We start from the raw sequence: 24,750 nt of genomic DNA, 5'->3' as shown, positions 1-24,750 counted from the left end.
AAGAATCCAGAAACAGATTGTTGTTTCTGGGTTTTTTCTTTTTGCGCAAATATTTACCGCTTATAAGAATGCCACAACAACACATAGTAAAAAGACAAAAACAAAAAGGAGGTGTCGTATGTATCGTCGTTGGCGTCAATTTGTCATTTTGCCTATGCTCATTGTTTTATTATTCATGCCCGTAAAGGTTTTTGCCGCAAAAAAGCTTATTCCGATGGGCGAAGCAATTGGAATTCAACTTCAGTTATCACATGTGTTTGTAGCGCATGATGTACTATTAGCTTCCAATCAATGGATGAAAGGAGGCGCTGTTATTGAAAAAATAAATGATATTTCTGTAAAAACGCTTGCAGATGCCAAAAAAGCTGTTGCTCGACAAGGACAACAAAAATGGACGATAAAAAATGAAGGAAAAGAAGTGACACTTGAGTTACAGGAGCAAGAAGCTGAACATGTTATTTCCTTTCTAAAAGATGAAACAGATGGAGTAGGAACATTGACATACATTGATCCAGAGACAAAAAGTTACGGTGCGTTAGGCCACCAAATCGTTGATTCAACCTTACAAGAAGCCCCTATTTTCCATGCTGGCTCCATTTTTTTAGCTTCGATTCAACAAATTCGTAAAAGTATACCTGGTCAACCTGGCTATAAAATATCCTCCATTGAAAAACATCAGGATCGATTAGGGAGTATAGATAAAAATACAGTTTATGGAATTTTTGGCCGTTGGGAAAACGGTTATCAACAAAGTTTACCTAAAGCAATTGAAATTATGCATGAAAAGGATATAAAAGCAGGGAAAGCGGAAATCTCTACGGCAATCGAGGGCAGTAAGGTGGAAACTTTTTCAATTGAAATTACAAAGGTTGAAAATGAACGCCTTGAATTTATAGTTACTGACAAAAAGCTCATTGAAAAAACAGGTGGTATTTTGCAGGGAATGAGTGGCAGTCCTATCATTCAAGACGGTCGTTTTGTAGGTGCGGTTACGCATATGTTTGTGGAGGAGCCTAAAAAAGGAGCAGCTATTACTGTAGCGGAAATGTTAAAAAAATCATCTTAAATGAAGGAGCTGCCAATAGGTAGCTCCTTTCTTCATTCCTTCATGAAAATATATTGTTCACCAAGTATTTCCTTTATTTATGAAGCGATTAGCGATACTTAAAAAAAACTGTAGTTTTATCTCCATTTTTTCACTAAAATAAATGGTATAAGCATTCGAAGCTTTGTCAGTTATTTATCATAACTTGTCGATATTGAAAGAAAGTATCGGACTACATACTCATTTTTGGAAATAGAAAAGGTTTTTAAAACAAAAATGTCGAAAATTCCACAGTGTGCAAAAAAAGCATTGGGGTAGGAAGCTTTGAGGTGATATTCGAAGCACAGTTCAGAAGGAGGAATTTAAATGACAAAGGTTAAAGTAGCGATTGCAGATGATAATCGTGAGTTATTAAAAACAATGGAGCAGTATTTCCAAGGGCATCCTGAAATTGAAATCATTGCAACTGCTTCAAATGGGAAAGTTTGTTTACAAATGCTTGAGGAATTCACACCAGATATTTTATTGCTAGATATTATAATGCCACATCTTGATGGGTTAGCTGTTTTAGAGTCGATGTATCAAAATGAAAAAATGTCATCCATTCAAGTTATAATGTTAACTGCATTTGGTCAAGAAGATGTGATGAAACAGGCTGTAGACTTAGGAGCATCCTATTTTATGCTAAAGCCATTTGAATTTGATCAATTGGTTCAAAAAATCTTACATTGTGCTGGACAGAAGGCAACACTTCCTAAGAAGACAAGTGTTTTACAACCGGCGGCACCTCAAAAATTAAATCAACATCAATTAGATAGCACGATTACAGCCATTATTAAAGAAATCGGCGTTCCTGCTCATATTAAAGGTTACTCTTATTTGAGAGAAGCTATTCAAATGGTATTCGAAGATATCGAGTTATTGGGCTCTGTGACGAAAATTTTATATCCAGAAATTGCCAAAAAATTCAATACAACGCCATCACGAGTTGAACGTGCGATTCGTCATGCCATTGAAGTCGCATGGAATCGTGGCAATTATGAATCGATTTCGTCGATGTTTGGGTACACAGTGCATCATTTGAAGTCGAAGCCGACAAATAGTGAATTCATTGCTATGATTGCAGACAAGATTCGTATCGATATGATGGCTAGTTAGTCTCGGTATATCAAGGTTTGTGACGGTTGGCTTAGCGGAGAATGACCGGTAAATCTAAATTAGATAACGCTTATATAGCGAAAATTATAACGCCTTTTTAGACAGTTTACGCCGACTGTTTGAGGGGGCGTATTTTTTATGTCTATAAGTCCGTTTTTAATCGAAGTTGACCGTTATATGTTGGATTGTTCCGCAAAAGGTCTTTCGCCTAAAACGCTAAAATCGTATGAACAAACGCTTAGACTATTCGCAAGGTATCTCATGGATAACTTTGAAGTAGATGACGTTAAAAGCGTCAAAGCAGAGCATATACGCTCTTATATTCGTTCTATAGAAGAAAGGGGTAAGTTCGAGATAAGTGCTGCAGAAACGCCTGTAAACTACCCAGAACGACGAAGCGATTTTGGAAAGCCTGTAAGTAAAACGACAATTGCGAATTATGTACGTAACATAAAAGCGTTTTATTCGCATTTATATTCGGAACAACTTATTCGCAGCAATCCTTTGAAGGATTTAAAGAATGTTAAACCGGAGCGAAAAGTCAAAGTTATGCTCGAAGATAATGAACTAAAGCAGTTTTTCCGTTCTTTCGACGTTACGAAATTCGATCAGTATCGCGATTGGGTAATTGCGCGATTAATCTTTGATACTGGGGCTAGAATAGGAGAATTGTTGGAAGTTGTAGTATCTGATATAGATTTGCGAGGCAATGCGTTGTTATTGCGAAAGACGAAAAACAGCAAGCAACGTTTCGTTTACTACTCAGAAAAGACGCGCAAACATCTTAGGGCTTGGATAGCATACAAGGATCGATATTCAGATAGCTCTTATGTCTTTCCGACGAATAGAGGAACTAAATTACGGATTGAGGGAGTCGAACGTTCATTTAGACTGCGTAGTAAAGATGTTGGTTTGCAAATTACTCCTCATCTACTTAGAAATAATTTTGCCAAAAGATATTTAATAAATGGCGGTGATTTAGCAACGTTATCTCGTTTGCTAGGACATGCCAGCGTTGATATTACTGCTCAAATTTATTTAGATTTTGCTGATAAGGAAGTGATGAAGAAGTATCGACAACATAGTCCGTTAGAGAACTTAAATATTTAAACACAAAAAAGCCGCTAGTGTTCGCAGCACTAACGACTCTTAAAACGATTACACTAATTGCCTGCCAGCGATAGTGTTCACTCACAACTTAATATGAGCGATGATATGCCTTCATTTTACCTCGAAAAATCGTAAAATGCAAAGGTCTGCTTTCCTATTGTCTTTTTTAGGAACGTTCACTGACGAGAAGCCGTTAAGCGTCATTAAAAAACACGTCAGGTTACGTCGAGCCAACGCAGTAAATTCGACTATATCGCAGGTCAAGCCGTTTCCTGTTACGGTTGCGATGAATTGGTGAGCGCCACCATTAAGGGCGCGGCATGGTTTATCGGCTAGTTACGGCTAGGGTAAGCATGTACAAGCGGACAATCAGCGTACAAATACGCTCAATTAAGGACTACCGCACGTCTAGGACGATAAATAGACGAGTACATACGGATAGAAATATCCCGATTTAACAGGAGCATACGAGAAACCTCGGACGTCACCATGACGCTAGCAAATGCGATCGTTACATATTGTTGCTCGATTCGTTTCTAACGTTTCTTGCGATAGTAGGTAACGACTTTTGCGCCGATTTCCTAAACAAGCAGCCATTCTGCTAGCAAATGGGTATGGTTGTCAAACTCTATTTATGCAGATGGATTTAAATATATTATAATTGAAAAAATGATATTTGGGAGATGGTTATTATATATATAAGGAAATTCTTTTTGGGAGTATCGGGCTTTATTTATATAGTATGTTTAATGAAAATGTTTGAATATTTCGACCTAAGTAATACCTTCTATAAAGCTTGTGGAAGCATTGTGAAGGCATATTATTTACATCATAATCCTTTAGTGGTATTAACAGTTTTTCTAATCGCATCTGCAGCAATATTTTTGGCTCTTTCTATTGAAATATTTATGAAGCGCTTTAAAGAGAAAGGGTATAAAGAATACAAAAGTATAGCAGGTGTATCTTCTATACTGCTTTGGTTATACATAACGGCACTCGTAACTACATCCGCAAATAACATTGGCCCGATGCTTTTTGGTGGGGTGTTAGCGTTGTGGATTACTCTTTTGCAAGATGATCAAAAACACAAAAAAAGTTAACAAAGTGCAACATTGTCAAATCGTTATGTTGTGATTACTGGGAACGATTGCTTTTTATCTACTTAAATGCTGCTGATAAATCTGCGCCAAGCCGTTTTCCTTATCTCGGCTTCATGATTGGCGAACTTTGGAGTATTGTCAATATAAAATATTAATAAATTTAAAGGATAATATACTTTTTTATAGAATTATGTATAAATATGGAGGTGATAAAACAATGAAATGGAAACAATTAATCGAAGAAAAAATAAAACAAGATGTATTTATTGCTAGCTTTGATAATGAAGATGAGGTTATGGATTACGTCTACAAATACTTTGAAAACTTTTTTGCAGTAGACAATGCGGATGAATATATTGAACTGGAAAAATCAGATAATAAAATAACTTTTAAAGTATATAACCATCAAATAGTAGTTAAAAATGGTAGCAGCCCAAGTATTCAATTTAAATTCTACAATGCCGAGCAAGATTATATGGATTCTTTAGGTCAATTATACGTCCCTGATATGATATTTACATATTCCGGGGGAACTAAGAGAGAATCCTTTAGTGATGAATTACTAAATAATCTACTAGAAAAAGCATTCAAGGGATTAGGTAAAAAATCGGGGATGCAAGTTTTGAAATAAAGTTTTGAAAAGGAGCGCAGCCACTTAGTCGGCATGCGCTTTTTCTTCGTCTACTATCTCAATGAGATCGCTAATTTCACAATTTAAAGCTTTACAAACCTTCTCTAATGTATCGAACTTTATTCCATCAGTTTCCTCGTTATACAAACGTGAAAGACCATTTCTATGTAAACCAGTTTCTTTCGCTAATTCAGAAATCTTCATTCTTTTCTCACCTAATAAACGAGATAAATGTACTTTAATCATATGTAATCACAATCCTTTTTAATTTCATTTTACACTGTAGTGTATATAACTTCAATTTAATGTTGACAATGCACACTGTAGTGTATATCATATTAACTACAAAGCACACTACGATGTGCAAAAATGACACTACGAAAGGCGGAATGTGAAATGTTTACAACGTTAGACGAAGGCAAATGGTTAACAGACAACGAAGTTTGGTCAGTGGAGTATCAGATTGTTTCGTTTGAAAAAGAAGGCGTATTCTCAACGTCTTATCAAGTGTTTGTAAAGCGACGCAACTGTAGGTGGGATTATACAGTTCCTACGACACCAGTTCCGCTATACGTACAGGAAATGATTGATGACACTATTCGTAAGTGCAAGCGTTTAGTAGCAGAGTATACGAAAAAAGTAGCCGATCAAGCAACGGAAGTTGTTATCGCAGATAGTAGTGATTACTTAAATAATTACGAGGCAGTTTCCACGGAGAAAGGTGCTTGGCGAACGATTGTAATGCGTTTATCAAATAAAGCGCTTAAAACAATACCGATACTAGAGCATATATATGTAGTTTGTTCAGATTTCTATCGCGCCTTGATAGTTGACGGTCAGGAGTTAGTAATTGGAGGGATTCCAGCATGAAACAAGGAGTTGCACGTAAAGCGTCAGTACAGTCGTTTGAGCGTGAATATAAGAAGGCGTACATTAAGTTACTAACGAAAGCAGTCGCCGATACAGCGAAGCAGGTAGACGCATATTTTTTCGGTGAAGAAGGCGAAGACGGTGAACTTAGAGTATGGTACTACGGTACAACAGCGTTTTCTGTCGCAATAGCTTTGTTTATATATGTAATGATGTAATTAACGACATTCCGAATTAGACACTCATCCATCAAATTGTTACGCATTTAATATAAATACTCACTCGCGCCAATGAGTCGAGTCGTCCGTTTTGCGCCAACAATGGTCAATGAAAACTAGGTGCGCCAACACCTAGTTTTTCTTAGTAATGTTTTTTAAAGATAGAATGCCTATATTCAAAATTATTTAAAACTACCATATCTTTTTGTTAATGCAAATATAAATAAAGACATAAATGATATACCAAGAAGAGTTTGTATTCCGGCAGTTAATTTTGCCCATAATCCGACAGGAGTTATATCTCCAAAAGAAGTAGTAGTAAATGTGATTAGGGAGAAGTAAGCGGAATATCCTAATCCTTTTAATCCGGAAATTATTTCTCCATTAAGAAGCCTCAAACCTCCATATGTATATTTTGATATTAACCAATATAAACCTGTGAATAATACCCAAATTAATAGTGAAGTACCTACAGTTCTTGAGGGCTTATAACCGTATCCGCTGGTTAGCTCCATTGATAGATTTAATAGCTTTTGGAAGATTTTCGGATTCGATTTTCTCTCTAATTTTAGATACTCAAAATTTGCCATTGAATAAAGTGATGAATTATTACTACTTTTTGCTGATTCTGCAATGAGGGACCAGTTATCTATTGTCTTATTAATAAAAGTATTTTCATTAGCATTATGGATATTTTCAATTATTGTAGAATCAATATCTATATCATTAATTTGCGTATTATTGGAAAATAAAACCTTATTTATAGTAGAGTGTTTTATTTTTATTTTTTTGAAGTGACCTGAAAGCGTAAGCGTATCTAATAAAGTATTTTCCCATATATGTAAATCATCAATAGATTTTGCGGAGCCTTCAAAAACAAATCTTTTACAAGTAGAGTTCTGTATATTTATCCTAGTCTGTGGAACAAATAAACGTGCTTTATTTATTTTACTTTCTCGTATGTCTGTCCAAGTCTCTTGTAAACTTTCGGGTGAACTATTTCTAAGATTATTATAGTTAGTTTCAATACCAAGATTTAATTCTTGAATATCGCAATTTACAATAAGGTTACTAGAACGTTCGATATCAAATCGTTCAACACTAAATCCATTTATTCGAAAAAAATCACTTATATCTAAAACTTTTAACAAAGAGACATTAGCACTTGATAACCCAAATTTTTGTAAAGTGAAATATGAAAAATCTTTTATAACTAAAATTAATTTATCGCAGTCAATATGTGCATTAAACCCAATAATTTTTTTATCACTTTCTAAGTAGTTTGAAAATTTTTGTTGTAAAAACTCAGGTGTTAAAGTTAAAGAATTTTCTGTAGTTGGTAATTGGAATTTACCTTCAAATGGAGTATATTTTTTTTCCTCGTTCTCAAATAATAATTCAAATTCAATTAAGGCTGGCAATTTAATCAACTCGATTTCTACTTTTATTTTTATTTATTATACAAAATATTTAGAATGAAGTTATCGGTTTAAGATTTTTTTTGACATCAAAGGAAATATTTTAAAAGCTATTGAGGATACCTTGTCCGAAAACCGAATATCGTTCGGGTATAGATAGTAGTAGAGTTTAGTGCCTTCATTTCATCTTTATAAACGTGGCTAATAGCGGCTTTAAATCGCAAGTCGACGTAATTATCATACGAAGGCTGAAACGCCTAAAACAAAGGAGAATTGATGAACTAGCTTCTTATATATATGACGGTCTTCATGCTGCAACGTGAGGACCGTTATTTTTTTATTGTAACGATATAGCTCGTAGGTATTTATGGTCGTTTTGCGAAGAAAGTGTGCGAATCTGCATTTTCGTGTATATAAGTTCTGTAAGGAGGTTAGTAAGGAGTTTAATAAACATTGCTAGATTTATTTTTAACGAAAGTGCGACAAACGGAATTTTTATGGATATAAGTCAGTAGGAAGAAGTTTTTCTTTAAAAGTGTTAACGGAATGACATTTTACAGACCAGTATATGGTAGGTGAAAGTTTTTCAGAAAGTTTACGAAAAGTTGTCCCTAAATAGGACGTTTTAGTGTGCGGTATATAGTAGAGCGAGAATTTTACAGTAAGTGATATCAAATTTGATGTTTTACTCTGCTATGTAAAGTAGAAAATTATTTTATGAAAAGTGATATCAAATTCAGTTTTTACCGCGCACTACATAGTAGGAGACAATTCCGTCGATCAATCGGCGTTCACATATAACACAAACAACAATTATAAAGAGGGAGAGATTTTATTGACAACAAAAACAGCAAAGACAAACGAGGTAACAACATTACAAGTGGCAGAGAATTTTAACGAAACAATTGAGGAAGCGATACAGACTTATAAAACTATTAATTCAGAAACGTTAGATGCTGACGAGAAAGTTAAACATATCGAGCGTCATTTCGAATTAGAGGAGCGCAGAAAAGAATTGCGAGAAAAGTTATAGTAAAACGGAGGTACACGCATGAAAACGAAAGCTATCCGATCACTACGGCTTGCCAACGAGCTTGCCACGAGTGGTCATCGCATATTACGCACAGAACCTTGCCGGGAGTTACCTGGCTATCAAGTGTTTATCTTCGAGGATACACCGGCATTACAAGCGATATTGACACACGCGCGCAGACGATAATGATCCGCAGCCAATCTACTAAACTGCTAAAGGAGACGATTCTATGACGGATGCTAAAAAAGATGTACAAAAGGCTTTACCTTACGATTATGAGGGTGGTTGGGTAGCTGTTCAAAATGCTGTTTTAACCGTTTACACATTACACCCAGATTTTAAAACAACGACTTTGTTAGTTTATGCGTATTTGTTAAAGAACTATAACATCGGTCGACGATACAGTTGGCCTTCGTTTGACTCGATGGAAATCGATTTAAATGTAAGTCGGGGTACTATATCTGCAGCCATTCAAACGTTATGTGATTTAGGTATGATTAATATTTTTAAGCGTGGTTCGCGTGGTAGCCATGCTTATACATTCAATGCGTTGATTGATGACGAGGTAGAGTTTATCACACGATTCCCGGATGCGATTCCGAATTACGAGAAGAAGTTAGCTAAGGTCGAGCGTATCGGTGCGAAAAAAGCTGCTTTTGATAAGTTGATTCCGGTACGTGGTCAAGACATTGAATTGTCGCAGTCTGATTTTTAGACCTCGACTATCTCGTTTATTAGTATATATAAAGACTTAACGATAAAGACCTAATGTATAAAGATTTAAAGATATTCCGCTATTTGCAAAAAGACGCAAATAGACGGGCTAGTAATATCGCTAATTATATTATTGATTGTATATAAAAGAGAGATAGAGCAAAAGAAGGCTCGCAGTCTAATTTTTAGACTATGAGAATAAACAAGGGGGATTCAGCCAATGACTAAAGCAGTCGCAGCTAAAATGAGAGCCAGTAAAACGACGTTCGCACTAATTGAATATGCAAAAGCTGACGGAATCACTGTAACGTATGAGAACGTCTATCCCGGTTCTATATACACGCATAAAATTACCAAGGCGTACCATTACGTCAAGACTAACGAAGATATGCCGAAATCTAAAAGTCCGTCAATACTTGAGCGGTTTGCAAATGTAGATGATGTACCACTGAAAACTGCGAAGGTTACAACGTTGGAGGGGATGGCCAGGGAGTTCGGCAAATTATCGGAGCACCTAGATCGTAAGAGTATTCAAGCAAATCCGCCTGTTAACGATCGTGCTTACGTTGAACGATCTGAATTTACAATTACGGATTTATACAACGATTTAATGTCAAAGATTGAATGGTCGTTGTTTCGGTATATTGCGTTGATTAACACTTTTGGATTCGATGCGCTATCGTATTATTCTACCGTGCTGGATTACTCGTATTACGTTAAACAGCGTAAGAAGTTTCGAAGATGTAAGTATATGTTTTGTCTGAACATGTTCGCTATTGAAGGCGATAACTTACGTGATGCGAAATCAAAGCGAGTCGATAGCCGATTTTGTTGCGATACATGTCGTAAGGCTTCACATGATGTGAAAAAACGATTCGATAAAACAGGCTCGTATTTACCGATTGAGTATTATTTGCCTTTATATAGTGAGTCGATAGATGATCGGTTTAGACTTCGTGAGGAAACGCAGCCATCCTATAAGGTTGAAACGGAGATAATGAAGAAGAAGCCTATGTTCAAAGCAAAACTGAAAAATGAAAGTTATAAGCATGGAGAAATGGTCAAATATAAAACGTTGGCCGAAGCTAAACAAGCCCAAATAATTGCTGAAAAAGTTGATAAAATAGCCGTTTATCGTCAGATTATCCGTCGGACGAACCCCTATATTAGTGAAGGGCAATAGCCCGCATTTATTTTTAGGTATTATGTGAGCAAACAATAACAAAAGGAGGGGAACGGTATGACAGGCGAACAGTTACGAGAGTTACGCGAAGCCTTAGTAGTGTCACAGAGAGAGTTTGCGGAGATGGTAGGTGTGAGCTATAGTACAATCTCTAATATTGAGAGTGGAGCCCGGACAATGAGTTTATTAACTCGCGCTAAAATAGTGCAAAAAATTCAGCTAGACGAAGGTTTATTTATTTTTGTTGAAAAATCTCAAAAATTAAATAGATTAATCCATAATCTCACTGTACCACATTAAAAGTCAAAATTAAAGCATTTTGAAAATCAGCAACTAAACAGCAAAGGGGAACGATTGCTATCACAGCAGAACTTTGGAGACAAACAGATTCAACGTTCGCACTCTATGTAGACGCGGTGCATGAACGTGAAATCCGCAACATTAAACGATCACGCGATTGGGATATTACAGCGACATATCAAAAAGGCGGACAAGTAGTCGGCTTACAGTGGCGCGTACCAGAATCGGACTATCGATGCGCGAAGCGCATTGAAAAACGCATCAACAATAGTGTACACGATTCTGCGATAGAGCCTTCAATTTGGCGCGAAGAAAGTGGCTAGGATAAATACTATTAGATTTAAATTTAAACGCCTAATTTAAAGGCGTTCTAAAGGTTTTATGTCAATATACGTATCAAATTTTAAGGGGTGTCAGTAACGATATGGAGCATAAAAAATATTCATCAAACTACCGTGGCGAAGGCAATCGAGCTAAGCCGAAGCGTCGTAAAAAGCAGTACAACAAAAACGGTATCGAAATCATCGGACAGCGATATCCGAAACCAAAAATTATAAACGGGACGGTGTTTTATTAATGCAGATTTATTATAGCAATGATCGCGGAGAACATTGTATTTACATTGACGAAGAGGAACGCCAGCATCGGATATTCTTGCCGGAAGATGTTGCTCCGTTAGATGCGCGATATTTTGTGCAATCAGATGCGGCTAATTACGTAATTCAGCAACTGTTGAAAGGCGAAGATTAAATGCGCTTTGCTTTACTATCACTCGTCAATTTGCGAGAGGTTTCGTTCATTTCACTATTAATCTACCAAACGGACGAACAAGGCATATCCAATTTAATTGGCGAAATCTCAAAGCCTTACGAGGATGTAACCGGCTTGCTAGACGATTTATACGCGTATGAAGTGGTCGAGCTGCAGACGGATAGCCAGGAATTGTATCGAGACTTAATGAGCGCTCAGTTTCCGGTGATTTACCGGCGTGAAGTAACGGGTACACGCGAGCAGATCACTCGTAACGAGGAACTGTTAGTTGAATTATTCGAGTTGGACAAGCAAGACGAACAGCCAACGCCTGTTATTCCGAAGTGGCGATTATGGTGTATCGGCAAGTTAGAAAAATTTATTCAAATACTAAAAACAAAGGGGATAAAATCAGATGACATTTAAGGTACATGAATTTCAATTATTACAAGATTACAGAAAAGAAGGCGCTGAGCGAGCAGCAAGACTCTCGCAGTATCAAAAAGATGCAGAAAGTGCGCGCGCACGTTTAAGCGAGTTGCAGACAGAATATGAGCACACCTTTACGGAAAGTGTTAAGCATGGTACGGATGCAACTACTCAACTTGATAAACTTGATGGAGATATCGCATTACAGAAAGAGGTTATTGCACGACGTGAGCGTGATTTAACGTTGGCATACGCAGCTATGCCGGAGGGGACGATTTCATCCGTCGACGTAGTAAACGAGTATAAAAATGTGTTTGTGCCTCATGTTCGAGCAGAGTATGAACCGATTGTACAAGCAAAATTAAAAATGGCGAGAGACTTATTATTAAGTTGTATCATTGACCACCGCGAAGGCGAAGATGCCTACGGACATTTACGTGAGGAAATGGCTGAAATCTCTAGAGCTAATCGTTCAGAAGGTAAAACGGACTGGATTGAGGTAATAGATCACCCGACAAGTGTGGCGAAAGTTATGCGGAGACAAGGGGCAGTACAAGGAGTTCGTGAGGTGATGAGTCAGGTTAGTCTGTTTACCCACGGACATAAGCCGAATGATTTTGAATATATCGCAGAAGTACCAACAAAGACAAAAGGAGCGAAATAATTATGACAAATTACAATATCGTGCGATCAGAACTAACAAAAAAATTGGCGGAAGGAACGGTTAATCGTGATGACATTTCTTCAGCAATGCAAATGGCTTGTGCATTAGGTTCCGAAAGTGCTCGCGTTCTTTATGTACAAATTAAACGACAAGTTGAGGCAAATGAAGAAAAAGAATCAACGACAAACTGAATAACGCAATATTAACGCAAAAGCATGACGTTTTTAACCGACGTTGTGCTTTTTTTATACACAAAAACAAAGGGGGATGCGAGAAATGGAAATAAAACAACGTATACAGGAAGTAGCGCAAATATTAGATGATAACGAAGTAATACTAGCGGCTGCTACGTTTGTAGTTGAAGTAGAGCGACTTCACGGTAAAGTTGCGAAAATAAAAATCAGAAAAGCAAACGATTTAAAAGTACCGCTTTTAGCTATTGCAATGAGTGACCGTGTACAAGCGAATCATGCTCGGAAACGATTAGAGGCATTAAAGGCTGCAATCGAATATGCAAATGGTGATATGAGCGCACGCAAACGATATATTACAGCAAGTGAACAAGCCGATCGTTTAGCGGAAATAGCGATAAAGAGAGTTGATCGCATCTAATGGCGATAAATCTTACAGCGGTCTTTAAGATGAGGGACGAAGGTTCCTCGCAGATACGTAAAGTCACGCAGATGATGGATAAAATGAACCGAACTAGTCGGCTCACTAGCGATAGTATGTCAAGAGCGCAATCTGCAACTAGTAAGCTCGGGGGCGCAGTATCATCCGCATCGAACCGAATGGGTGGATTTTCAACACAAGTTAGTCGACTGCACGTAAGTTCAAACGGGCTTAGTGCGTCATTGCGGGGAATGCAAAGTAGTTTAGTAGGAATAGCTGGGGCATACCTAGGTGCTCAAGGCGCAGCAAAAGCATTCGATGCGACAATTGGCGCTGCAGCTAGGTATCAACAGTCAGAAGTCGCAGTAAAAGCAATATTTAACGACGACAAAAAGTCCAGTGCGTACATGAAGATGGTTGATAAGATGGCGATAGATTCACCGTTGCTTAATTCTACCGACATGCTTGCCTCGTCTAAATCGCTTGTTTCAATGACTAAAAACGTTGATGACTTAGGAAAAGCCTGGTCGATCATCGAACGACTCATGGTGCTGGACCCAACGCAAGGCACAGACGGAGCAGCTTTTAGTTTGAAGGAGCTTTGGCAGGGAGATGCTCAATCGATGGTAGAGCGATTTGGGCTTGATAGGCAAAAACTTAATGATATTAAGAAGATGGCTATCCCACAACAAATTGCAGAGATTAATAAAATGCTAGACGGCATGGGAATCACGCAGAAAACGGTAGACGCAATGGGTAAAACAACACTCGGTTATTGGGCACAAATAGGCGAACGAGTCGGAAAGTTCATGCGGCAAATCGGAAATATGGGTAACTCTAAGTTAGGGGCTGCATTAGGTAGCATCGTTAAAATGTTTGACAATTCTGAGGGTGCTTTAAATTCATTGGCTGCCAAAATAGACGAGAAACTTGCTAGTCTCGTTGATAAGGCAATCGCGTTCGGCAAGTTCGTTTGGAAGTGGCGTGAGCCGATAATGTATGCTGCAGGCGCAATCGCTACATTTGCTGGCGCATTAATTGCTGTAGGAGCTATATCAATGTTGGCAAATCCGATCTCACTAGTAGCCGCTGGAATATCTGCAGTAGTAGTAGGATTCAAAGCCCTTTACGATAATAGTGAACCACTCAGAAACACCATAAACGGTATTGGCAGCGCGTTCAAATCCGTATCGGAAATATTTAAAAACGGACTCAAGGGATACGGAACAGCCCGAAATTTACTCGAAGATGCCGGTTTTAGTGAAGGGCAAATAAGAGCTATTATGACGTTCGGATACTCGCTGAAAGATGCGTACGACAAGGTTAAAGCCGTCTTTAAAAGTACAGCTAGCATTTTTGGTGGCGAACATAAAGCGTCTTTAGACGTGCTAAAAAGTGCAGGGTTCTCGGAGGAACAAGTAGCTCTTATCCGCAAATTCGGATACAGCCTAAAGTCAGCGTTCGATATGGTAAAAGGCGTATTTTCTGGCATAGGTACGATTATTACGGGCGGCGGCACAGTAGACCTACTAACTGCGCTAGGATTCTCGCCAGAAACGGCAGCAAAAGTAGACGGCCAGATTAACGGAATTGTATCGAAAATATCCGAGTTTATAACTAACGTTAAATCTAAATTCAGTGAAGTAAAAGCGTATATTGCCGAAAAGATAACGCAACTTTCTCCGACATTCGATCGATTGAAAGAAATCTTCTCTACAGTATGGTCCACGATAGTTAGCGTACTAACAAACGCATGTTCGATTATCGAGCCTTATCTGAGCGGATTCTGGAACATGCTGCAAGTTCTCGGCGACATTGCGATGATCGTATTTAATAACGTGATTATGCCGGCCATTTCGTTCTTAGTTCAGCTATTCTCGACTTTATGGTCGATTGCACAGCCGATTTTAACGGGTATGGGACTATTATTCGAATTATTCTCGACAATAGTCAAGCGTCTATGGGATAACGTCCTGGTACCGTTCATCGACTTCATCACAACAGCTGCAAAAAATGCGTTCGATAACTTCGCGGGAGCTTTAAAGATCGTGCAAGGTTGGTTCGAAACATTGAGCGGATGGGTATCGACTGCTTACGGTCATGTAAAAGACTTTATCGGATTTATCGGCAAAGCTAAATTACCAGATTGGATTACGAACGGAATTAGTGCAGGGGTAAACTTTGTTGGAAATATCTTTGGTGGAGGAGACAAAGGCGGCAAGAAATCGCACTATAGCGGATTAGATTCAGTGCCATATGACGGTTATTGTATAGCCGCTTGACGGAGAAATTCGTCAATGAAAATCGGGCAAAATCGGTGGAGACTAAGGTCTAGGCTACGTTAACACCGAGGTAAGCGAGAACATCACTCGCCACCGTAGAGCGTAGAAGGTGAGCGTTATGAGAGCAATAATCCTTCCAAGAGTGCCCGACACCGTATAGGTGAAAATGTACGCCGAGCTTGCGGGAAACCGTAAGAAGTAGAGGATAAAAAGCCTTTACGATAACAAACTGTATTCGGCACGACTGCACAAAGGAGAGCGCGTTCTAACTGCGCGTGAGAATAGAAACTATTCGAAGGATAAAGGCGGTAACAGTTCAGGCAGAGGAGTCGTTATTTCTGGCAATAACTTTACCGTTCGTGAAGAAGCTGACATCGATAAGATTGCGTTTAGTCTAGCGAAATTAATTGAAAAGGAAAGACTTCAAACAGGTTAGGACAGGCAATGGGCGGGCATCGAAATTACATCGGTGCTTGCCTTTTCTAATTAAACGGAAAGTAGGGATAAGATGGCTTTTAGAACTGACGCACAATTGACGGAAGAACTTACAGCACTTGATGCATTACTAGGTGATGAATACGAACCTCCTCCACCTACTAGCGATTACTTTGCTTACGAGGTATACGAAAGATATGCGAGTGAAGCGAATCAGTTTCTTTTAGGTTACGCTAACATTCTCGTTAAAACAGGACGCTATTTTGACGTAGAGGAGACACATAAACTACGTGAGTGGATAGACGCATTTGAGGTAGCAGGAAATTGTAACGACGTATTACTAGGTTGTACATGTGTTATGACTGCGTACTACTTAAAGGAAGCGATTCAAGGCGGAACAGGGTCCGCTATTGCGAGCGCTGCTACGATTTTATCAATCGTAAAAGAAACATATCGTCCGCATGAAAATGAAATGGAGCGTCTCGATTACGATGGTAACTATGACGCATATTTAACGCAAAAAATGGAGGAATATAAAAAATGACTAAAATAACACTAGACGGATTAAAGGCGAAACTAACAGCGAATCAATTAAGAGCTGCGGAATTACTACTAGAAAAAGAATATGCGCCAAAAGGAGAGAAAAAAACTTACGCAGAAATTGCAGAAGAACTCGGAATTGATACGAGTACACTTTATCATTGGCGCCAAAATGCCGACTTCGTACGATACTTAGCTACAGTCAGCGATACAAAGTTAGACAGCGCTAGAGCCGCAGCAGACGCACAGCTAATGAACCTAGTGAAAGGTACTTCCAACAACGGTAACGCTTCGATTAAAGCGCTAGAGTTGTACTATAAATTAATCGGTAAGCTAACGGAGAAACGAGAAATCGTACAAACTTCGCAAGAGACGCAAGTACATGACGTAGATGCTATTAAAGCGGAAATTGAGCGACTACGCGGTACAGTATAAATAAATGACGCAATATTAACGGGCATGCCTTTGGGTGTGTCCGTCTTTTTTTATGTTCGTAATATCACGAATAATCACGAAAACATCGGGCACACAGGGCTGGCGCGTGAGGGTGTCTGAAATCTCCACGGTTCAATATGACGCTGTTTCGACGTAAAAGGTACTTCGGGTTATTGCTTACAGTCGTGAATCTACGAATGTATGCTTTTTATGAAAAGGATACATATAAAACGTTGATAAATAGACGTTTGATAATTGCGTATCTAACGAATGTATGCTATTTTAGATATACCGAATAAAAGGATACATTCAAAAGGGGCGTAATTATGGCTAATCATAACGAGAAAAAAGGCATGTTAATCGATGTGCAGCCGTTAAAGTCGAAAGAAGAAATAAGCGAGATGTTAGAAGCGTTAGGCAGGACGAAGGAATTTGGTCTACGCAATCAGCTACTATTCAAGCTCGGCATATCTACCGGCTTACGTTGCGGAGATTTAGTTGCGCTTAGAGTCGAACAGGTAAAAGGGAAGTCGTCGTTTAAGATTCGAGAAGGCAAGACGAAGAAGGAACGCACTGTCCACCTCGATCAGCTAATGGCAGCTATCGCAGACTATATCGATACTCTGCCAACAGGCACAACGTACTTATTCCCATCACGTATAGGCGACGCACATATTAGCACGACGCAAGCTTATCGCATTATTATTGCTGCTGGTGATCAAATCGGTAACCATTCCGTTGGTTCCCACACAATGCGCAAGACGTTCGGTTACACTTATTACAACGCTACTAACGACATAGCAACGCTAATGGAAATCTTTAATCATAGTTCGCAAAAGACAACGCTTCGTTACATCGGCATGACTGACGAACGAATTAAACAAAGTATTAAAAACGTTTCATTCTTTTGATTAATCAACGCGATCAACAGCGATTCAATTCGTATGTTGGTCGTTCTTTTTTTGCCCAAGCCCGTCCGCTGGAATCCGCTCATCTGACGATCGCGACTTGTACGCAATATTTTTTATTTCTCAGGGTAAAAATAAAATCGAGTTTCTTCCTATATAAAAGGCATATAACGCAAAACTGACGCAATAGAATTATGAGTATATTAAAAGTAGGGTGACGCGCTTCTAACGCAGTCATATCAAGGGTTCGAAGCGATTTTTAGGGTTGCTTAATATTTACCGGTCATGTATAGTTTTGTACATCGCGATAATATTAATACACCGGTGTTGGAAAAGGGGATTTTATGAATGTCAAAATTATATCGTCTTTAGTTCAGCATAATGTTAGAACGACGCAGGACCATTTAGTAGAAATAAGGGATTTTATAGAGGATTATGCAACCGATAGTGATGGAAACAACTATTTTTCAGAATTAGATGCGGAAGCATATTTTATAATGGTGAAAGTTACGAGACAGAAAAATAATATAAAGCAAGGTATACGCGCATTAATAGAATTCTTAGAACGACGTAGAATTTTAAATGACATTAATCATTTATTAAAAATATGAAATATCTGTTTACTTACTCAATTTCTTAATGTAAAATAATCGGTAAATATAAGTCGTCTAAAACTGCGAAGGCTTCCGGTAGAATGACCGGTAAATTTTCGCTATATAAGAGTTATCTAATTCGTCATGCCATTGAAGTCGCATGGAATCGTGGCAATTATGAATCGATTTCGTCGATGTTTGGGTACACAGTGCATCATTTGAAGTCGAAGCCGACAAATAGTGAATTCATTGCTATGATTGCAGACAAGATTCGTATCGATATGATGGCTAGCTAATTGTTGATGTGACTGGGATTACAGGACTTATTTAGAGAGAATTCATTGAATTTATACCGACTAACTACTGAGTTCATATAACTAATGTTAATTTATTGAATTAAACTATGAAACACATTCATTTATGGGAAAATCCCGTTCATGGAGGTGTTTTTTTTATGACTGATTTCGATATTGAAATAGATCGTTTTATGTTTGATTGTGCGGCAAAAGGACTAGCTGTAAAAACAATGAAATCAAATGAACAAACCTTAAAGATATACGTAAAATTGATGTTTGTAAATTTGAAATTGATTCACCAAAAAATGTAAAGGCGGTGCATTTGAGAAGTTATATGAGAAGTTTATCAGAGTGTGGTAAATATAAATTGATGAATTGACAGTCGCTGACAAACCGAATAACAATCCAAAAGCTAGAGAAGATTTTGGAAAGAAAATATCCAAGACTACAATTGCAAATTATACACATAATATAAAGGTGTTTTTAGCTTACTTGTATCAAGAACAAGTGATTTATACTAATCCACTGAAAAACGTTAAGAACGTCAAGCCAGAGCGTAAAATGAAGGTAATGCTAGAGGATAATGAACTTAAATAATTTTATAAAGCGTTTGATGTGACAAAGTTTGACCAGGTAGGCATACACAACCTGGGGAATATTAGTGAATATGTAGTTGGGGAGCTAAATTAACCTAGTGGAAATTGAGGATTATTTAGGACAGTTGTTAATGGATAAGATCAATCTCAGTTGGAGAAAATATTTGTGAACTTAAAAACATGTTCAAATTTCAAGGATTGGGAGGACTAAATATGTCATCTGAAATGGGAGATATACATCGTACTGGTCGAGACATTAATGACGTAATAGTACATTTTGGTGGGCAAGCTGAGAGTGTTTTTAGTTCATTGGCTGAACAAGGTCGAGTTTCAATACAAAAGAAAGCAGACGAATTAGCTGCACAGTATCTTGAAAGTAATCCTAACCCAGACTATTACGATTGTGTTGAAATTGTAGCGGAGGGAGTTTTTACAGCAGGAAACGAAATAAAGGCTAGCAGTGGTTCTTGGGGAGAATCAGTAGATGCAGCACTTGATGCTGGTGTTGGAACTCCAGCAGCAAAAATAGCTTGTAAAAGAATAACGATGCATTAATTTTTGAAAAAGCATAGGCGTAAAAGCTTATGCTTTTTGATATTTATTGATTTCCTTTATCCTCACTAATTGTAATATATATATATCCTTTTTTCCTCGTTTTACGTCACCCTTCTTTAGTGTGTTTCTTCCTTCTCTTTAAAAGGCTTTGTTTAGCTTATTGAAAAATAAAAATACCCCCTATTATTCCGAGTAAAATTGAAGCTACAAACCATTTGCTCATAAAGTGACTTTTTTAGTGTGATTTTACACTATTTTAGTATTTGGTCAATTGAAAATTCTGCTTATTCGCAGTTTTAAATAGTATCATTTAACGGAGTTGTGTTGAATTTATGGAAAAATAATCTCATATTTTAAATGGAGGATGGACATATGGAGGGGGAATTAAGATGGGGTTATTTGATGGGATAATAGGGAATGCAAGTGAAGTTAATCTAGAAAAATTAAAGGAAGAAGTTAAAGGTTTATTAACACCTAATGAAACAATTAAGAATGCTTATAAAATTATAAGAGACACGTTTATTTTTACGGATAAAAGACTTATTTTAATCGATAAACAAGGAGTAACAGGAAAGAAAACGCAATATCATTCAATTCCATATAAGAGTATTCTTCATTTTTCAGTTGAAACGGCAGGAACATTTGATCTAGATGCAGAGTTGAAAATTTGGGTTTCTGGTAATGAATTACCGATACAGAAAAGCTTTAATAAATCAACTAACATATATAAAATTCAAAGTGTGTTAGCGGAACATGTATTAGGAAAGTAATAAATTAAACGATCAACAATTCTGTTGATCGTTTATCTTATATAATTTACTTCTTTCAGCGTGTGTCCAAACAGAACGCCACGTCCAGTGGCAATTTATCTGTGCGAAAGCAACACATGACTGAGTGAATAACATCTTGTTGTTTCTGACACTTCGCTTTCGCACAAACAAAACCCTTTGCTGCCGCTGCGTTAGCACTACGCTTTCGTGCAAAAGACATTTGTTGGTCTTAAGCCTCCGGACGCAAGTATTCCGAGGTATAATTGATTTGGGGTGATAACATATGAAAAGTGTAAACATACAGCTTGACGAAAAAAACTCGTTAGAAATAACGCAGATAGAAGATAATTTATTTGAAGTGCGGCTTGGAATGGATGGAAGCATGAGCGTTTACTATATGACACGTGAGCAGCTCCAAAACTCTGATCAATTAGGCGTCCATCTTCGCATTGGGTCTATTCTGGAGAAAGATTAGGAGCCATCACTCAACTCTGTATAAACGGTTTTCGAGGCATGTTTATTTAGTATTGAAGACCTAAGTGAGATTATAAAAATTATGACAGATATAGTATCTATTATTTAAGTTAGTTAAAGATTTAGTGAATTTCCTGATCGGAAACAGTGAAATTTATACACTGTGGACAGTGAGATTTTGAAGATTGAGTAAAACATTACTTTTTTATAGTATAAATAGACTAATGGTGATATGAAAATGAAAATCGAGGGGATACGTATTGCTTATAAAGTATGTGTGTGTTCTTTCTGAGGAGTGACAATTGTCTCTAAACAAATGTAAATAGATTGTATATACTTACAGTTAGAGGGAAGGAGGAGGTAGCTTTGATTCTGGTTCGAAATGATAAATTCGAAATAACGGAAGAAGACGGCAAGGTATATATGCTTACTTACATTGCCGGTTTTCCATTAAAAGAATTTGATAGTATTTTACGTAGTCATCCCCGACTCAAATTATCAAATTTTTCAATATTAAAAAATGTCTTAGCAACTGAAAGCACAAGCCCTGTTGAAATTGGACGCTGGCTTCCTAATGTTGAAGCTGAAGTTGCGCGAGATAAAATGTCTGCCTCAATATTCGTCCATGAAACACATGATTATATTCTAAAGAATAAAGAGAAATTAACGGAACAGATTTTGGAAACTATCGGAAATGAAGGAATAGTTCATGGAATATTAAATTTTGATATTTCTAAGATTGAGACAGGAAAAGCATTTTTAATTGCTCAAGGTACACAACCAATAGCAGGAACAGATGCACAAATTACATACTTACCTAAACCAGAGAGAAAGCCAATGATTCGCGAAGATGGCAAAGCTGATTATTATGACATGAACTTTATTTCTGAAATATCCGAAGGTTCATGGTTAGGCGAGAAAATCCCTGCGACATTAGGTAAACCAGGGGAAAATGTACTAGGCGAAATGATGGCGGCAGTACCGGGTCGTGATTTTCCTATACGATATGATAAAAAATCGGCTTATGAAGTGGAAGAGGATGGGAAGACTGTCATCCGTTCGAAAATAGCTGGTGTATTAGATGATGTCAAAGGCATGATCGGTGTTAATCGACATTTGCCAATTCATGGAGACGTTGGTGTTGAAACAGGGAATCTCGAATTTAATGGCTCTTTAAGCATTAAAGGAACAGTTACATCAGGCTATACAGTCATTGCTACTGGAGATATTTCCATCGAGGGTGCCGAAGGTGTAAGCGGTGCCAAACTTATTAAATCCATTGAAGGTGATGTCTATATTCGCGGAGGGATTTTTGGTCTAGGGTCAACGCTTGTAGAGGCAGGCGGCAATATTTTCGTTAAACATGTCAATGAGGCGAATCTAGTTGCAGCTGACAGCATTCATATAGGATTTTATGCATTGGGATCCCAGCTCTCTGCCCATTCTATCTTTGTGGACGAACGAAAAGGGAAAATTATTGGGGGCCGTGCAGTAGCCAAAAATACAATCGTTACGGCCATCTCAGGAAATCGTTTAGAGCGCCGAACTGATTTAATTATCGAAAGCGTCAATAAACAGGAAAGCTATTCTATTATGCAAGAGAAGGCGGGAGAGCTTAAGCAACTACAATCAAAAATTGCTGAGCACGAGGGGAAAACTAAAAGCTTATTGCCACTCCTTAACCAAATGTCTAAGGAACAGATAGCTGCATTTGAGGGTACAAAACAAATCTTAGCAAAATTGAAAGCGGATGCAGTGACCATTGATCGTGAAGTTAAACTAATAATGGATGAAATGCGTCATGCTGGAAAAGAGGAGATTACTGTGACGAAGGAAGCGTATCCTGGTACCTATATTCAAATTGGCAAAAAGTCATCCTTATTAAGTAAGATTCAAAAGGGGAAATTTCTTATTGAATTTGGTGAGTTAAATGCTTAGTGAATCTTTTATTCCTGTATTTGCACATCGAGGGGCATCAGCGTATGCACTTGAAAATACTTTGAAGTCTTTTGAAAAGGCATTAGAGCTAGGGGCAGATGGAATTGAATTAGATATCCAACTTTCAAAAGAGGGCATTCCAGTAGTGTTTCACGATCCACAGCTGTCAAGATTGGTTGGCATCAATAAGCTTGTGAACGAATGTACGAAAGAGGAGCTAATAAGCTTTAAACTTGGGAAGCCGTGGAGACGATTATTTTCAACGTATAAAATTCCGACGTTTGAAGTTGTTTTAGCATGGGCAAATTCTCAACAGCTCCCCCTTAATATCGAATTAAAATCAACACTCCTTGACAATAAGAGCGCACTTATTCAAATGCTTCATGGGCTTACTTTGCCTGTTGGCAGTCATTTTTCATCGTTTCACTATGAGCTTCTAGAGATTGTGAAACAATATAAGCCAGACTATGAAACAGCACTTATAGCAACGAAAAAATTAAAATGGGATTTGCTTAGTGATTACAAAGCAATTGATAGTGTTCATATGCATAAAAGGTATTATAAACCAAGATATTTAGAGGCTTGTGTAGCGAGTGATAAAGCATGTCGTTTTTATGCAATTGATGGGAATGAAACATTTTTAACGAATCCACATCCTTCAGTAATTGGTTGGATTACTGATTTTCCTGATAAAATAATTGCGAGGCAACAACGTTAATCAATTTCTCCTTGGTGAAATCGTTGCTGACTCGTTACTTTCGCTACAGATAAACAGTGTAGCTGACACTTTTGAATGAATATAAAAATAGCTATCCAATAAGTCTGTTGAGACTCAATAGGATAGCTATTTTTATTTTTTTTGGAAGCGCGGAGCCACTTTTCCATTTTTTCGATCGCGGTGAAGTAAAAATCCTGCGAAAAAGCCAAAGCCTATAACAAAGAGAATAATGCCAACGACAAATTGTAGCCATAAAAATGGGAAAGGTGAGATGAGCTTACCAAATAATGTATCACGCATAAATTTAATGCCACCTGCAGCCATAAGACCAGGAATAAGCATTACTATAAATGCAGCAAAACGAGCCATGCATGTCCCTCCTTGTTCCTAAGTTTAATTGTACCTGTGGATATTGGAATGTCAAGAAACGTTGTAAAACTATGGAACTAATCAATCCAACAAAAAGTCGGACGTAACACGAAAACTCTAACTGAATCTTTAGAAAATTCTTACTTAAACAAGAAAGTGTAATAATAGTTGCTAAATTGTGAAATTGTCAGTATTGTAAAATTAAATGGAGCAATATTATCCATTGTTAAACAATTTTAAATTCTTTCAGCTGGTGTCCAAATACCTGTACCTGTCACTACACTTTCGGTACAAAAGATATTTGTAACTGCCGTTTCACTTACGTTACATAAAACACTTGCTAAAAGAAATTAAAGCCTCCGGCGGATGTCACGGAATCGGAAAGGAGTGCTTAGGGGATGTTAGCCTAAAATCATCGCATCCATGCGATAACGGCTAACTGACCTGCATCGGTAAAAACGCCACGTCCTGTGGCATTACCGAAATGACCGACATCGTGTCGGCCCTCGTGCAGGCCTAAGCACAAAGCCGATTCCGGACGCAATTATGCCGAGGCATAATTGATACATTAACTATACTGAATTGGGATGGGCATTTGGGGATGCA

Annotated in this window: 33 protein-coding genes and 1 pseudogene; 31 read left to right on the top strand and 3 right to left on the bottom strand. The window is 37.8% G+C overall.

All coding sequences use genetic code 11. The features are described from left to right. Nucleotides 1–118 precede the first annotated feature (118 nt). The 5 genes from ACQKMI_RS00395 (at nucleotide 119) to ACQKMI_RS00375 (ending at nucleotide 5,044) form a co-directional block, all read left to right on the top strand. A complete protein-coding gene (locus ACQKMI_RS00395) occupies nucleotides 119–1,066 on the top strand; it encodes a SpoIVB peptidase S55 domain-containing protein (RefSeq protein WP_427486673.1) in 948 nt (315 codons plus the stop codon). A gap of 345 nt (nucleotides 1,067–1,411) precedes the next feature. Beyond that, a complete protein-coding gene (spo0A, locus tag ACQKMI_RS00390) occupies nucleotides 1,412–2,203 on the top strand; it encodes a sporulation transcription factor Spo0A (protein ID WP_323647058.1) in 792 nt (263 codons plus the stop codon). Between the two features lie 138 nt (nucleotides 2,204–2,341). Further along, nucleotides 2,342–3,313: a tyrosine-type recombinase/integrase gene (locus ACQKMI_RS00385; RefSeq protein WP_427486672.1), complete on the top strand. Its 972-nt coding sequence runs from the start codon at nucleotides 2,342–2,344 to the stop codon at nucleotides 3,311–3,313. A gap of 809 nt (nucleotides 3,314–4,122) precedes the next feature. Next, a complete protein-coding gene (locus ACQKMI_RS00380) occupies nucleotides 4,123–4,413 on the top strand; it encodes a hypothetical protein (protein WP_427486670.1) in 291 nt (96 codons plus the stop codon). A gap of 217 nt (nucleotides 4,414–4,630) precedes the next feature. Continuing rightward, nucleotides 4,631–5,044 (top strand): hypothetical protein, encoded by a 414-nt coding sequence (locus ACQKMI_RS00375; RefSeq protein ID WP_427486669.1) that lies wholly within the window; start codon nucleotides 4,631–4,633, stop codon nucleotides 5,042–5,044. A 24-nt stretch (nucleotides 5,045–5,068) separates the two neighbouring features. Here the strand turns inward: ACQKMI_RS00375 and ACQKMI_RS00370 are convergent, their stop codons facing one another. Then, nucleotides 5,069–5,290, bottom strand: coding sequence for a helix-turn-helix domain-containing protein (locus ACQKMI_RS00370; protein ID WP_427486668.1), 222 nt, complete (start codon nucleotides 5,288–5,290; stop codon nucleotides 5,069–5,071). Between the two features lie 150 nt (nucleotides 5,291–5,440). Between ACQKMI_RS00370 and ACQKMI_RS00365 the strand changes: the two genes are divergently transcribed. Together ACQKMI_RS00365 and ACQKMI_RS00360 are read left to right on the top strand one after the other, a co-directional pair. Further along, on the top strand, nucleotides 5,441–5,914 hold the full coding sequence (locus tag ACQKMI_RS00365) for a hypothetical protein (RefSeq protein WP_427486667.1): 474 nt from the start codon (nucleotides 5,441–5,443) through the stop codon (nucleotides 5,912–5,914). Continuing rightward, nucleotides 5,911–6,132 carry a hypothetical protein gene (locus ACQKMI_RS00360; protein WP_427486666.1) on the top strand — a complete coding sequence of 74 codons (222 nt, stop codon included), beginning with the start codon at nucleotides 5,911–5,913 and terminating at the stop codon, nucleotides 6,130–6,132. Before ACQKMI_RS00365 ends, ACQKMI_RS00360 begins: the two co-directional genes overlap by 4 nt. A gap of 182 nt (nucleotides 6,133–6,314) precedes the next feature. Here ACQKMI_RS00360 and ACQKMI_RS00355 read toward each other — a convergent pair whose 3' ends face one another. Then, nucleotides 6,315–7,553 carry a potassium channel family protein gene (locus tag ACQKMI_RS00355; RefSeq protein ID WP_427486665.1) on the bottom strand — a complete coding sequence of 413 codons (1,239 nt, stop codon included), beginning with the start codon at nucleotides 7,551–7,553 and terminating at the stop codon, nucleotides 6,315–6,317. A gap of 832 nt (nucleotides 7,554–8,385) precedes the next feature. On the opposite strand from ACQKMI_RS00355, the gene ACQKMI_RS00350 reads away from it, so the two are divergent. From ACQKMI_RS00350 to ACQKMI_RS00235, 24 genes and pseudogenes are all read left to right on the top strand, one after another. Then, nucleotides 8,386–8,583, top strand: a complete 198-nt coding sequence (locus ACQKMI_RS00350; RefSeq protein WP_427486664.1) for a hypothetical protein — start codon at nucleotides 8,386–8,388, stop codon at nucleotides 8,581–8,583. Nucleotides 8,584–8,812: 229 nt separating this feature from the next. Further along, the gene (locus tag ACQKMI_RS00345; protein ID WP_427486663.1) at nucleotides 8,813–9,298 is read left to right on the top strand and encodes a helix-turn-helix domain-containing protein; all 486 of its coding nucleotides are present in this window, start codon (nucleotides 8,813–8,815) and stop codon (nucleotides 9,296–9,298) included. Nucleotides 9,299–9,517: 219 nt separating this feature from the next. Next, nucleotides 9,518–10,480, top strand: a complete 963-nt coding sequence (locus tag ACQKMI_RS00340) for a hypothetical protein (RefSeq protein ID WP_427486662.1) — start codon at nucleotides 9,518–9,520, stop codon at nucleotides 10,478–10,480. Nucleotides 10,481–10,537: 57 nt separating this feature from the next. Further along, nucleotides 10,538–10,780, top strand: coding sequence for a helix-turn-helix domain-containing protein (locus ACQKMI_RS00335; protein ID WP_427486661.1), 243 nt, complete (start codon nucleotides 10,538–10,540; stop codon nucleotides 10,778–10,780). 116 nt (nucleotides 10,781–10,896) lie between these two features. Further along, nucleotides 10,897–11,103, top strand: a complete 207-nt coding sequence (locus tag ACQKMI_RS00330) for a hypothetical protein (protein WP_427486660.1) — start codon at nucleotides 10,897–10,899, stop codon at nucleotides 11,101–11,103. A 101-nt stretch (nucleotides 11,104–11,204) separates the two neighbouring features. Then, on the top strand, nucleotides 11,205–11,357 hold the full coding sequence (locus ACQKMI_RS00325) for a hypothetical protein (protein WP_427486659.1): 153 nt from the start codon (nucleotides 11,205–11,207) through the stop codon (nucleotides 11,355–11,357). Beyond that, complete coding sequence (locus tag ACQKMI_RS00320) at nucleotides 11,357–11,530, top strand: hypothetical protein (RefSeq protein ID WP_427486658.1); 174 nt, start codon at nucleotides 11,357–11,359, stop codon at nucleotides 11,528–11,530. The genes ACQKMI_RS00325 and ACQKMI_RS00320 overlap by 1 nt, the downstream gene beginning before the upstream one ends. Further along, on the top strand, nucleotides 11,531–11,956 hold the full coding sequence (locus tag ACQKMI_RS00315; protein ID WP_427486657.1) for a hypothetical protein: 426 nt from the start codon (nucleotides 11,531–11,533) through the stop codon (nucleotides 11,954–11,956). Beyond that, a complete protein-coding gene (locus tag ACQKMI_RS00310; protein WP_427486656.1) occupies nucleotides 11,946–12,623 on the top strand; it encodes a hypothetical protein in 678 nt (225 codons plus the stop codon). The genes ACQKMI_RS00315 and ACQKMI_RS00310 overlap by 11 nt, the downstream gene beginning before the upstream one ends. A 2-nt stretch (nucleotides 12,624–12,625) precedes the next feature. Further along, nucleotides 12,626–12,814 carry a hypothetical protein gene (locus tag ACQKMI_RS00305; RefSeq protein WP_427486655.1) on the top strand — a complete coding sequence of 63 codons (189 nt, stop codon included), beginning with the start codon at nucleotides 12,626–12,628 and terminating at the stop codon, nucleotides 12,812–12,814. 85 nt (nucleotides 12,815–12,899) lie between these two features. Next, nucleotides 12,900–13,235, top strand: coding sequence for a hypothetical protein (locus tag ACQKMI_RS00300; RefSeq protein ID WP_427486654.1), 336 nt, complete (start codon nucleotides 12,900–12,902; stop codon nucleotides 13,233–13,235). A 548-nt stretch (nucleotides 13,236–13,783) separates the two neighbouring features. Continuing rightward, nucleotides 13,784–15,517, top strand: coding sequence for a hypothetical protein (locus tag ACQKMI_RS00295; RefSeq protein ID WP_427486653.1), 1,734 nt, complete (start codon nucleotides 13,784–13,786; stop codon nucleotides 15,515–15,517). A gap of 508 nt (nucleotides 15,518–16,025) precedes the next feature. Beyond that, nucleotides 16,026–16,496, top strand: coding sequence for a hypothetical protein (locus tag ACQKMI_RS00290; protein ID WP_427486652.1), 471 nt, complete (start codon nucleotides 16,026–16,028; stop codon nucleotides 16,494–16,496). After that, on the top strand, nucleotides 16,493–16,927 hold the full coding sequence (locus ACQKMI_RS00285) for a phBC6A51 family helix-turn-helix protein (protein ID WP_427486651.1): 435 nt from the start codon (nucleotides 16,493–16,495) through the stop codon (nucleotides 16,925–16,927). Before ACQKMI_RS00290 ends, ACQKMI_RS00285 begins: the two co-directional genes overlap by 4 nt. Before the next feature lie 326 nt (nucleotides 16,928–17,253). After that, on the top strand, nucleotides 17,254–17,838 hold the full coding sequence (locus tag ACQKMI_RS00280; RefSeq protein ID WP_427486650.1) for a tyrosine-type recombinase/integrase: 585 nt from the start codon (nucleotides 17,254–17,256) through the stop codon (nucleotides 17,836–17,838). Between the two features lie 341 nt (nucleotides 17,839–18,179). Beyond that, nucleotides 18,180–18,446: a hypothetical protein gene (locus ACQKMI_RS00275; RefSeq protein WP_427486649.1), complete on the top strand. Its 267-nt coding sequence runs from the start codon at nucleotides 18,180–18,182 to the stop codon at nucleotides 18,444–18,446. A gap of 119 nt (nucleotides 18,447–18,565) precedes the next feature. Continuing rightward, a pseudogene (locus ACQKMI_RS00270) lies at nucleotides 18,566–18,724 on the top strand (sporulation initiation factor Spo0A C-terminal domain-containing protein); the annotation flags it as partial. Between the two features lie 158 nt (nucleotides 18,725–18,882). Further along, nucleotides 18,883–19,035, top strand: coding sequence for a hypothetical protein (locus ACQKMI_RS00265; protein ID WP_427486648.1), 153 nt, complete (start codon nucleotides 18,883–18,885; stop codon nucleotides 19,033–19,035). 64 nt (nucleotides 19,036–19,099) lie between these two features. Next, nucleotides 19,100–19,321: a hypothetical protein gene (locus tag ACQKMI_RS00260; RefSeq protein WP_427486647.1), complete on the top strand. Its 222-nt coding sequence runs from the start codon at nucleotides 19,100–19,102 to the stop codon at nucleotides 19,319–19,321. 212 nt (nucleotides 19,322–19,533) lie between these two features. Continuing rightward, complete coding sequence (locus ACQKMI_RS00255) at nucleotides 19,534–19,875, top strand: hypothetical protein (protein WP_323647055.1); 342 nt, start codon at nucleotides 19,534–19,536, stop codon at nucleotides 19,873–19,875. Between the two features lie 389 nt (nucleotides 19,876–20,264). Continuing rightward, the gene (locus tag ACQKMI_RS00250) at nucleotides 20,265–20,645 is read left to right on the top strand and encodes a PH domain-containing protein (protein WP_323647051.1); all 381 of its coding nucleotides are present in this window, start codon (nucleotides 20,265–20,267) and stop codon (nucleotides 20,643–20,645) included. 283 nt (nucleotides 20,646–20,928) lie between these two features. Continuing rightward, nucleotides 20,929–21,120 carry a hypothetical protein gene (locus ACQKMI_RS00245; RefSeq protein WP_427486646.1) on the top strand — a complete coding sequence of 64 codons (192 nt, stop codon included), beginning with the start codon at nucleotides 20,929–20,931 and terminating at the stop codon, nucleotides 21,118–21,120. 365 nt (nucleotides 21,121–21,485) lie between these two features. Next, entirely contained in the window at nucleotides 21,486–23,057 is a 1,572-nt protein-coding gene (locus tag ACQKMI_RS00240) for a DUF342 domain-containing protein (RefSeq protein WP_427486644.1), read from the top strand. Beyond that, nucleotides 23,050–23,775: a glycerophosphodiester phosphodiesterase gene (locus ACQKMI_RS00235; protein ID WP_427486643.1), complete on the top strand. Its 726-nt coding sequence runs from the start codon at nucleotides 23,050–23,052 to the stop codon at nucleotides 23,773–23,775. Before ACQKMI_RS00240 ends, ACQKMI_RS00235 begins: the two co-directional genes overlap by 8 nt. 132 nt (nucleotides 23,776–23,907) lie before the next feature. On the opposite strand, the gene ACQKMI_RS00230 is transcribed toward ACQKMI_RS00235, so the two are convergent. Continuing rightward, complete coding sequence (locus ACQKMI_RS00230; protein ID WP_079561768.1) at nucleotides 23,908–24,144, bottom strand: DUF2627 domain-containing protein; 237 nt, start codon at nucleotides 24,142–24,144, stop codon at nucleotides 23,908–23,910. Nucleotides 24,145–24,750: the final 606 nt, after the last annotated feature.

Origin of the sequence: Lysinibacillus sp. NPDC097214 (assembly GCF_050277945.1) — a bacterium.
Lineage (GTDB): Bacteria > Bacillota > Bacilli > Bacillales_A > Planococcaceae > Lysinibacillus > Lysinibacillus xylanilyticus_B.
The sequence above is the reverse complement of the archived record's forward strand: the minus strand, read 5'-3'. Positions and strand labels throughout refer to the sequence as shown.

What these genes read in the sequence shown, in the direction of transcription:
- ACQKMI_RS00395 (WP_427486673.1), top strand. Translation starts at nt 119, where the DNA reads ATGTATCGTCGTTGGCGTCAATTTGTCATTTTGCCTATGCTCATTGTT.
- spo0A (WP_323647058.1), top strand. Translation starts at nt 1,412, where the DNA reads ATGACAAAGGTTAAAGTAGCGATTGCAGATGATAATCGTGAGTTATTA.
- ACQKMI_RS00385 (WP_427486672.1), top strand. Translation starts at nt 2,342, where the DNA reads ATGTCTATAAGTCCGTTTTTAATCGAAGTTGACCGTTATATGTTGGAT.
- ACQKMI_RS00375 (WP_427486669.1), top strand. Translation starts at nt 4,631, where the DNA reads ATGAAATGGAAACAATTAATCGAAGAAAAAATAAAACAAGATGTATTT.
- ACQKMI_RS00370 (WP_427486668.1), bottom strand. Translation starts at nt 5,290, where the DNA reads ATGATTAAAGTACATTTATCTCGTTTATTAGGTGAGAAAAGAATGAAG.
- ACQKMI_RS00365 (WP_427486667.1), top strand. Translation starts at nt 5,441, where the DNA reads ATGTTTACAACGTTAGACGAAGGCAAATGGTTAACAGACAACGAAGTT.
- ACQKMI_RS00360 (WP_427486666.1), top strand. Translation starts at nt 5,911, where the DNA reads ATGAAACAAGGAGTTGCACGTAAAGCGTCAGTACAGTCGTTTGAGCGT.
- ACQKMI_RS00345 (WP_427486663.1), top strand. Translation starts at nt 8,813, where the DNA reads ATGACGGATGCTAAAAAAGATGTACAAAAGGCTTTACCTTACGATTAT.
- ACQKMI_RS00340 (WP_427486662.1), top strand. Translation starts at nt 9,518, where the DNA reads ATGACTAAAGCAGTCGCAGCTAAAATGAGAGCCAGTAAAACGACGTTC.
- ACQKMI_RS00335 (WP_427486661.1), top strand. Translation starts at nt 10,538, where the DNA reads ATGACAGGCGAACAGTTACGAGAGTTACGCGAAGCCTTAGTAGTGTCA.
- ACQKMI_RS00325 (WP_427486659.1), top strand. Translation starts at nt 11,205, where the DNA reads ATGGAGCATAAAAAATATTCATCAAACTACCGTGGCGAAGGCAATCGA.
- ACQKMI_RS00320 (WP_427486658.1), top strand. Translation starts at nt 11,357, where the DNA reads ATGCAGATTTATTATAGCAATGATCGCGGAGAACATTGTATTTACATT.
- ACQKMI_RS00315 (WP_427486657.1), top strand. Translation starts at nt 11,531, where the DNA reads ATGCGCTTTGCTTTACTATCACTCGTCAATTTGCGAGAGGTTTCGTTC.
- ACQKMI_RS00310 (WP_427486656.1), top strand. Translation starts at nt 11,946, where the DNA reads ATGACATTTAAGGTACATGAATTTCAATTATTACAAGATTACAGAAAA.
- ACQKMI_RS00305 (WP_427486655.1), top strand. Translation starts at nt 12,626, where the DNA reads ATGACAAATTACAATATCGTGCGATCAGAACTAACAAAAAAATTGGCG.
- ACQKMI_RS00300 (WP_427486654.1), top strand. Translation starts at nt 12,900, where the DNA reads ATGGAAATAAAACAACGTATACAGGAAGTAGCGCAAATATTAGATGAT.
- ACQKMI_RS00290 (WP_427486652.1), top strand. Translation starts at nt 16,026, where the DNA reads ATGGCTTTTAGAACTGACGCACAATTGACGGAAGAACTTACAGCACTT.
- ACQKMI_RS00285 (WP_427486651.1), top strand. Translation starts at nt 16,493, where the DNA reads ATGACTAAAATAACACTAGACGGATTAAAGGCGAAACTAACAGCGAAT.
- ACQKMI_RS00280 (WP_427486650.1), top strand. Translation starts at nt 17,254, where the DNA reads ATGGCTAATCATAACGAGAAAAAAGGCATGTTAATCGATGTGCAGCCG.
- ACQKMI_RS00275 (WP_427486649.1), top strand. Translation starts at nt 18,180, where the DNA reads ATGAATGTCAAAATTATATCGTCTTTAGTTCAGCATAATGTTAGAACG.
- ACQKMI_RS00265 (WP_427486648.1), top strand. Translation starts at nt 18,883, where the DNA reads ATGACTGATTTCGATATTGAAATAGATCGTTTTATGTTTGATTGTGCG.
- ACQKMI_RS00255 (WP_323647055.1), top strand. Translation starts at nt 19,534, where the DNA reads ATGTCATCTGAAATGGGAGATATACATCGTACTGGTCGAGACATTAAT.
- ACQKMI_RS00250 (WP_323647051.1), top strand. Translation starts at nt 20,265, where the DNA reads ATGGGGTTATTTGATGGGATAATAGGGAATGCAAGTGAAGTTAATCTA.
- ACQKMI_RS00245 (WP_427486646.1), top strand. Translation starts at nt 20,929, where the DNA reads ATGAAAAGTGTAAACATACAGCTTGACGAAAAAAACTCGTTAGAAATA.
- ACQKMI_RS00235 (WP_427486643.1), top strand. Translation starts at nt 23,050, where the DNA reads ATGCTTAGTGAATCTTTTATTCCTGTATTTGCACATCGAGGGGCATCA.
- ACQKMI_RS00230 (WP_079561768.1), bottom strand. Translation starts at nt 24,144, where the DNA reads ATGGCTCGTTTTGCTGCATTTATAGTAATGCTTATTCCTGGTCTTATG.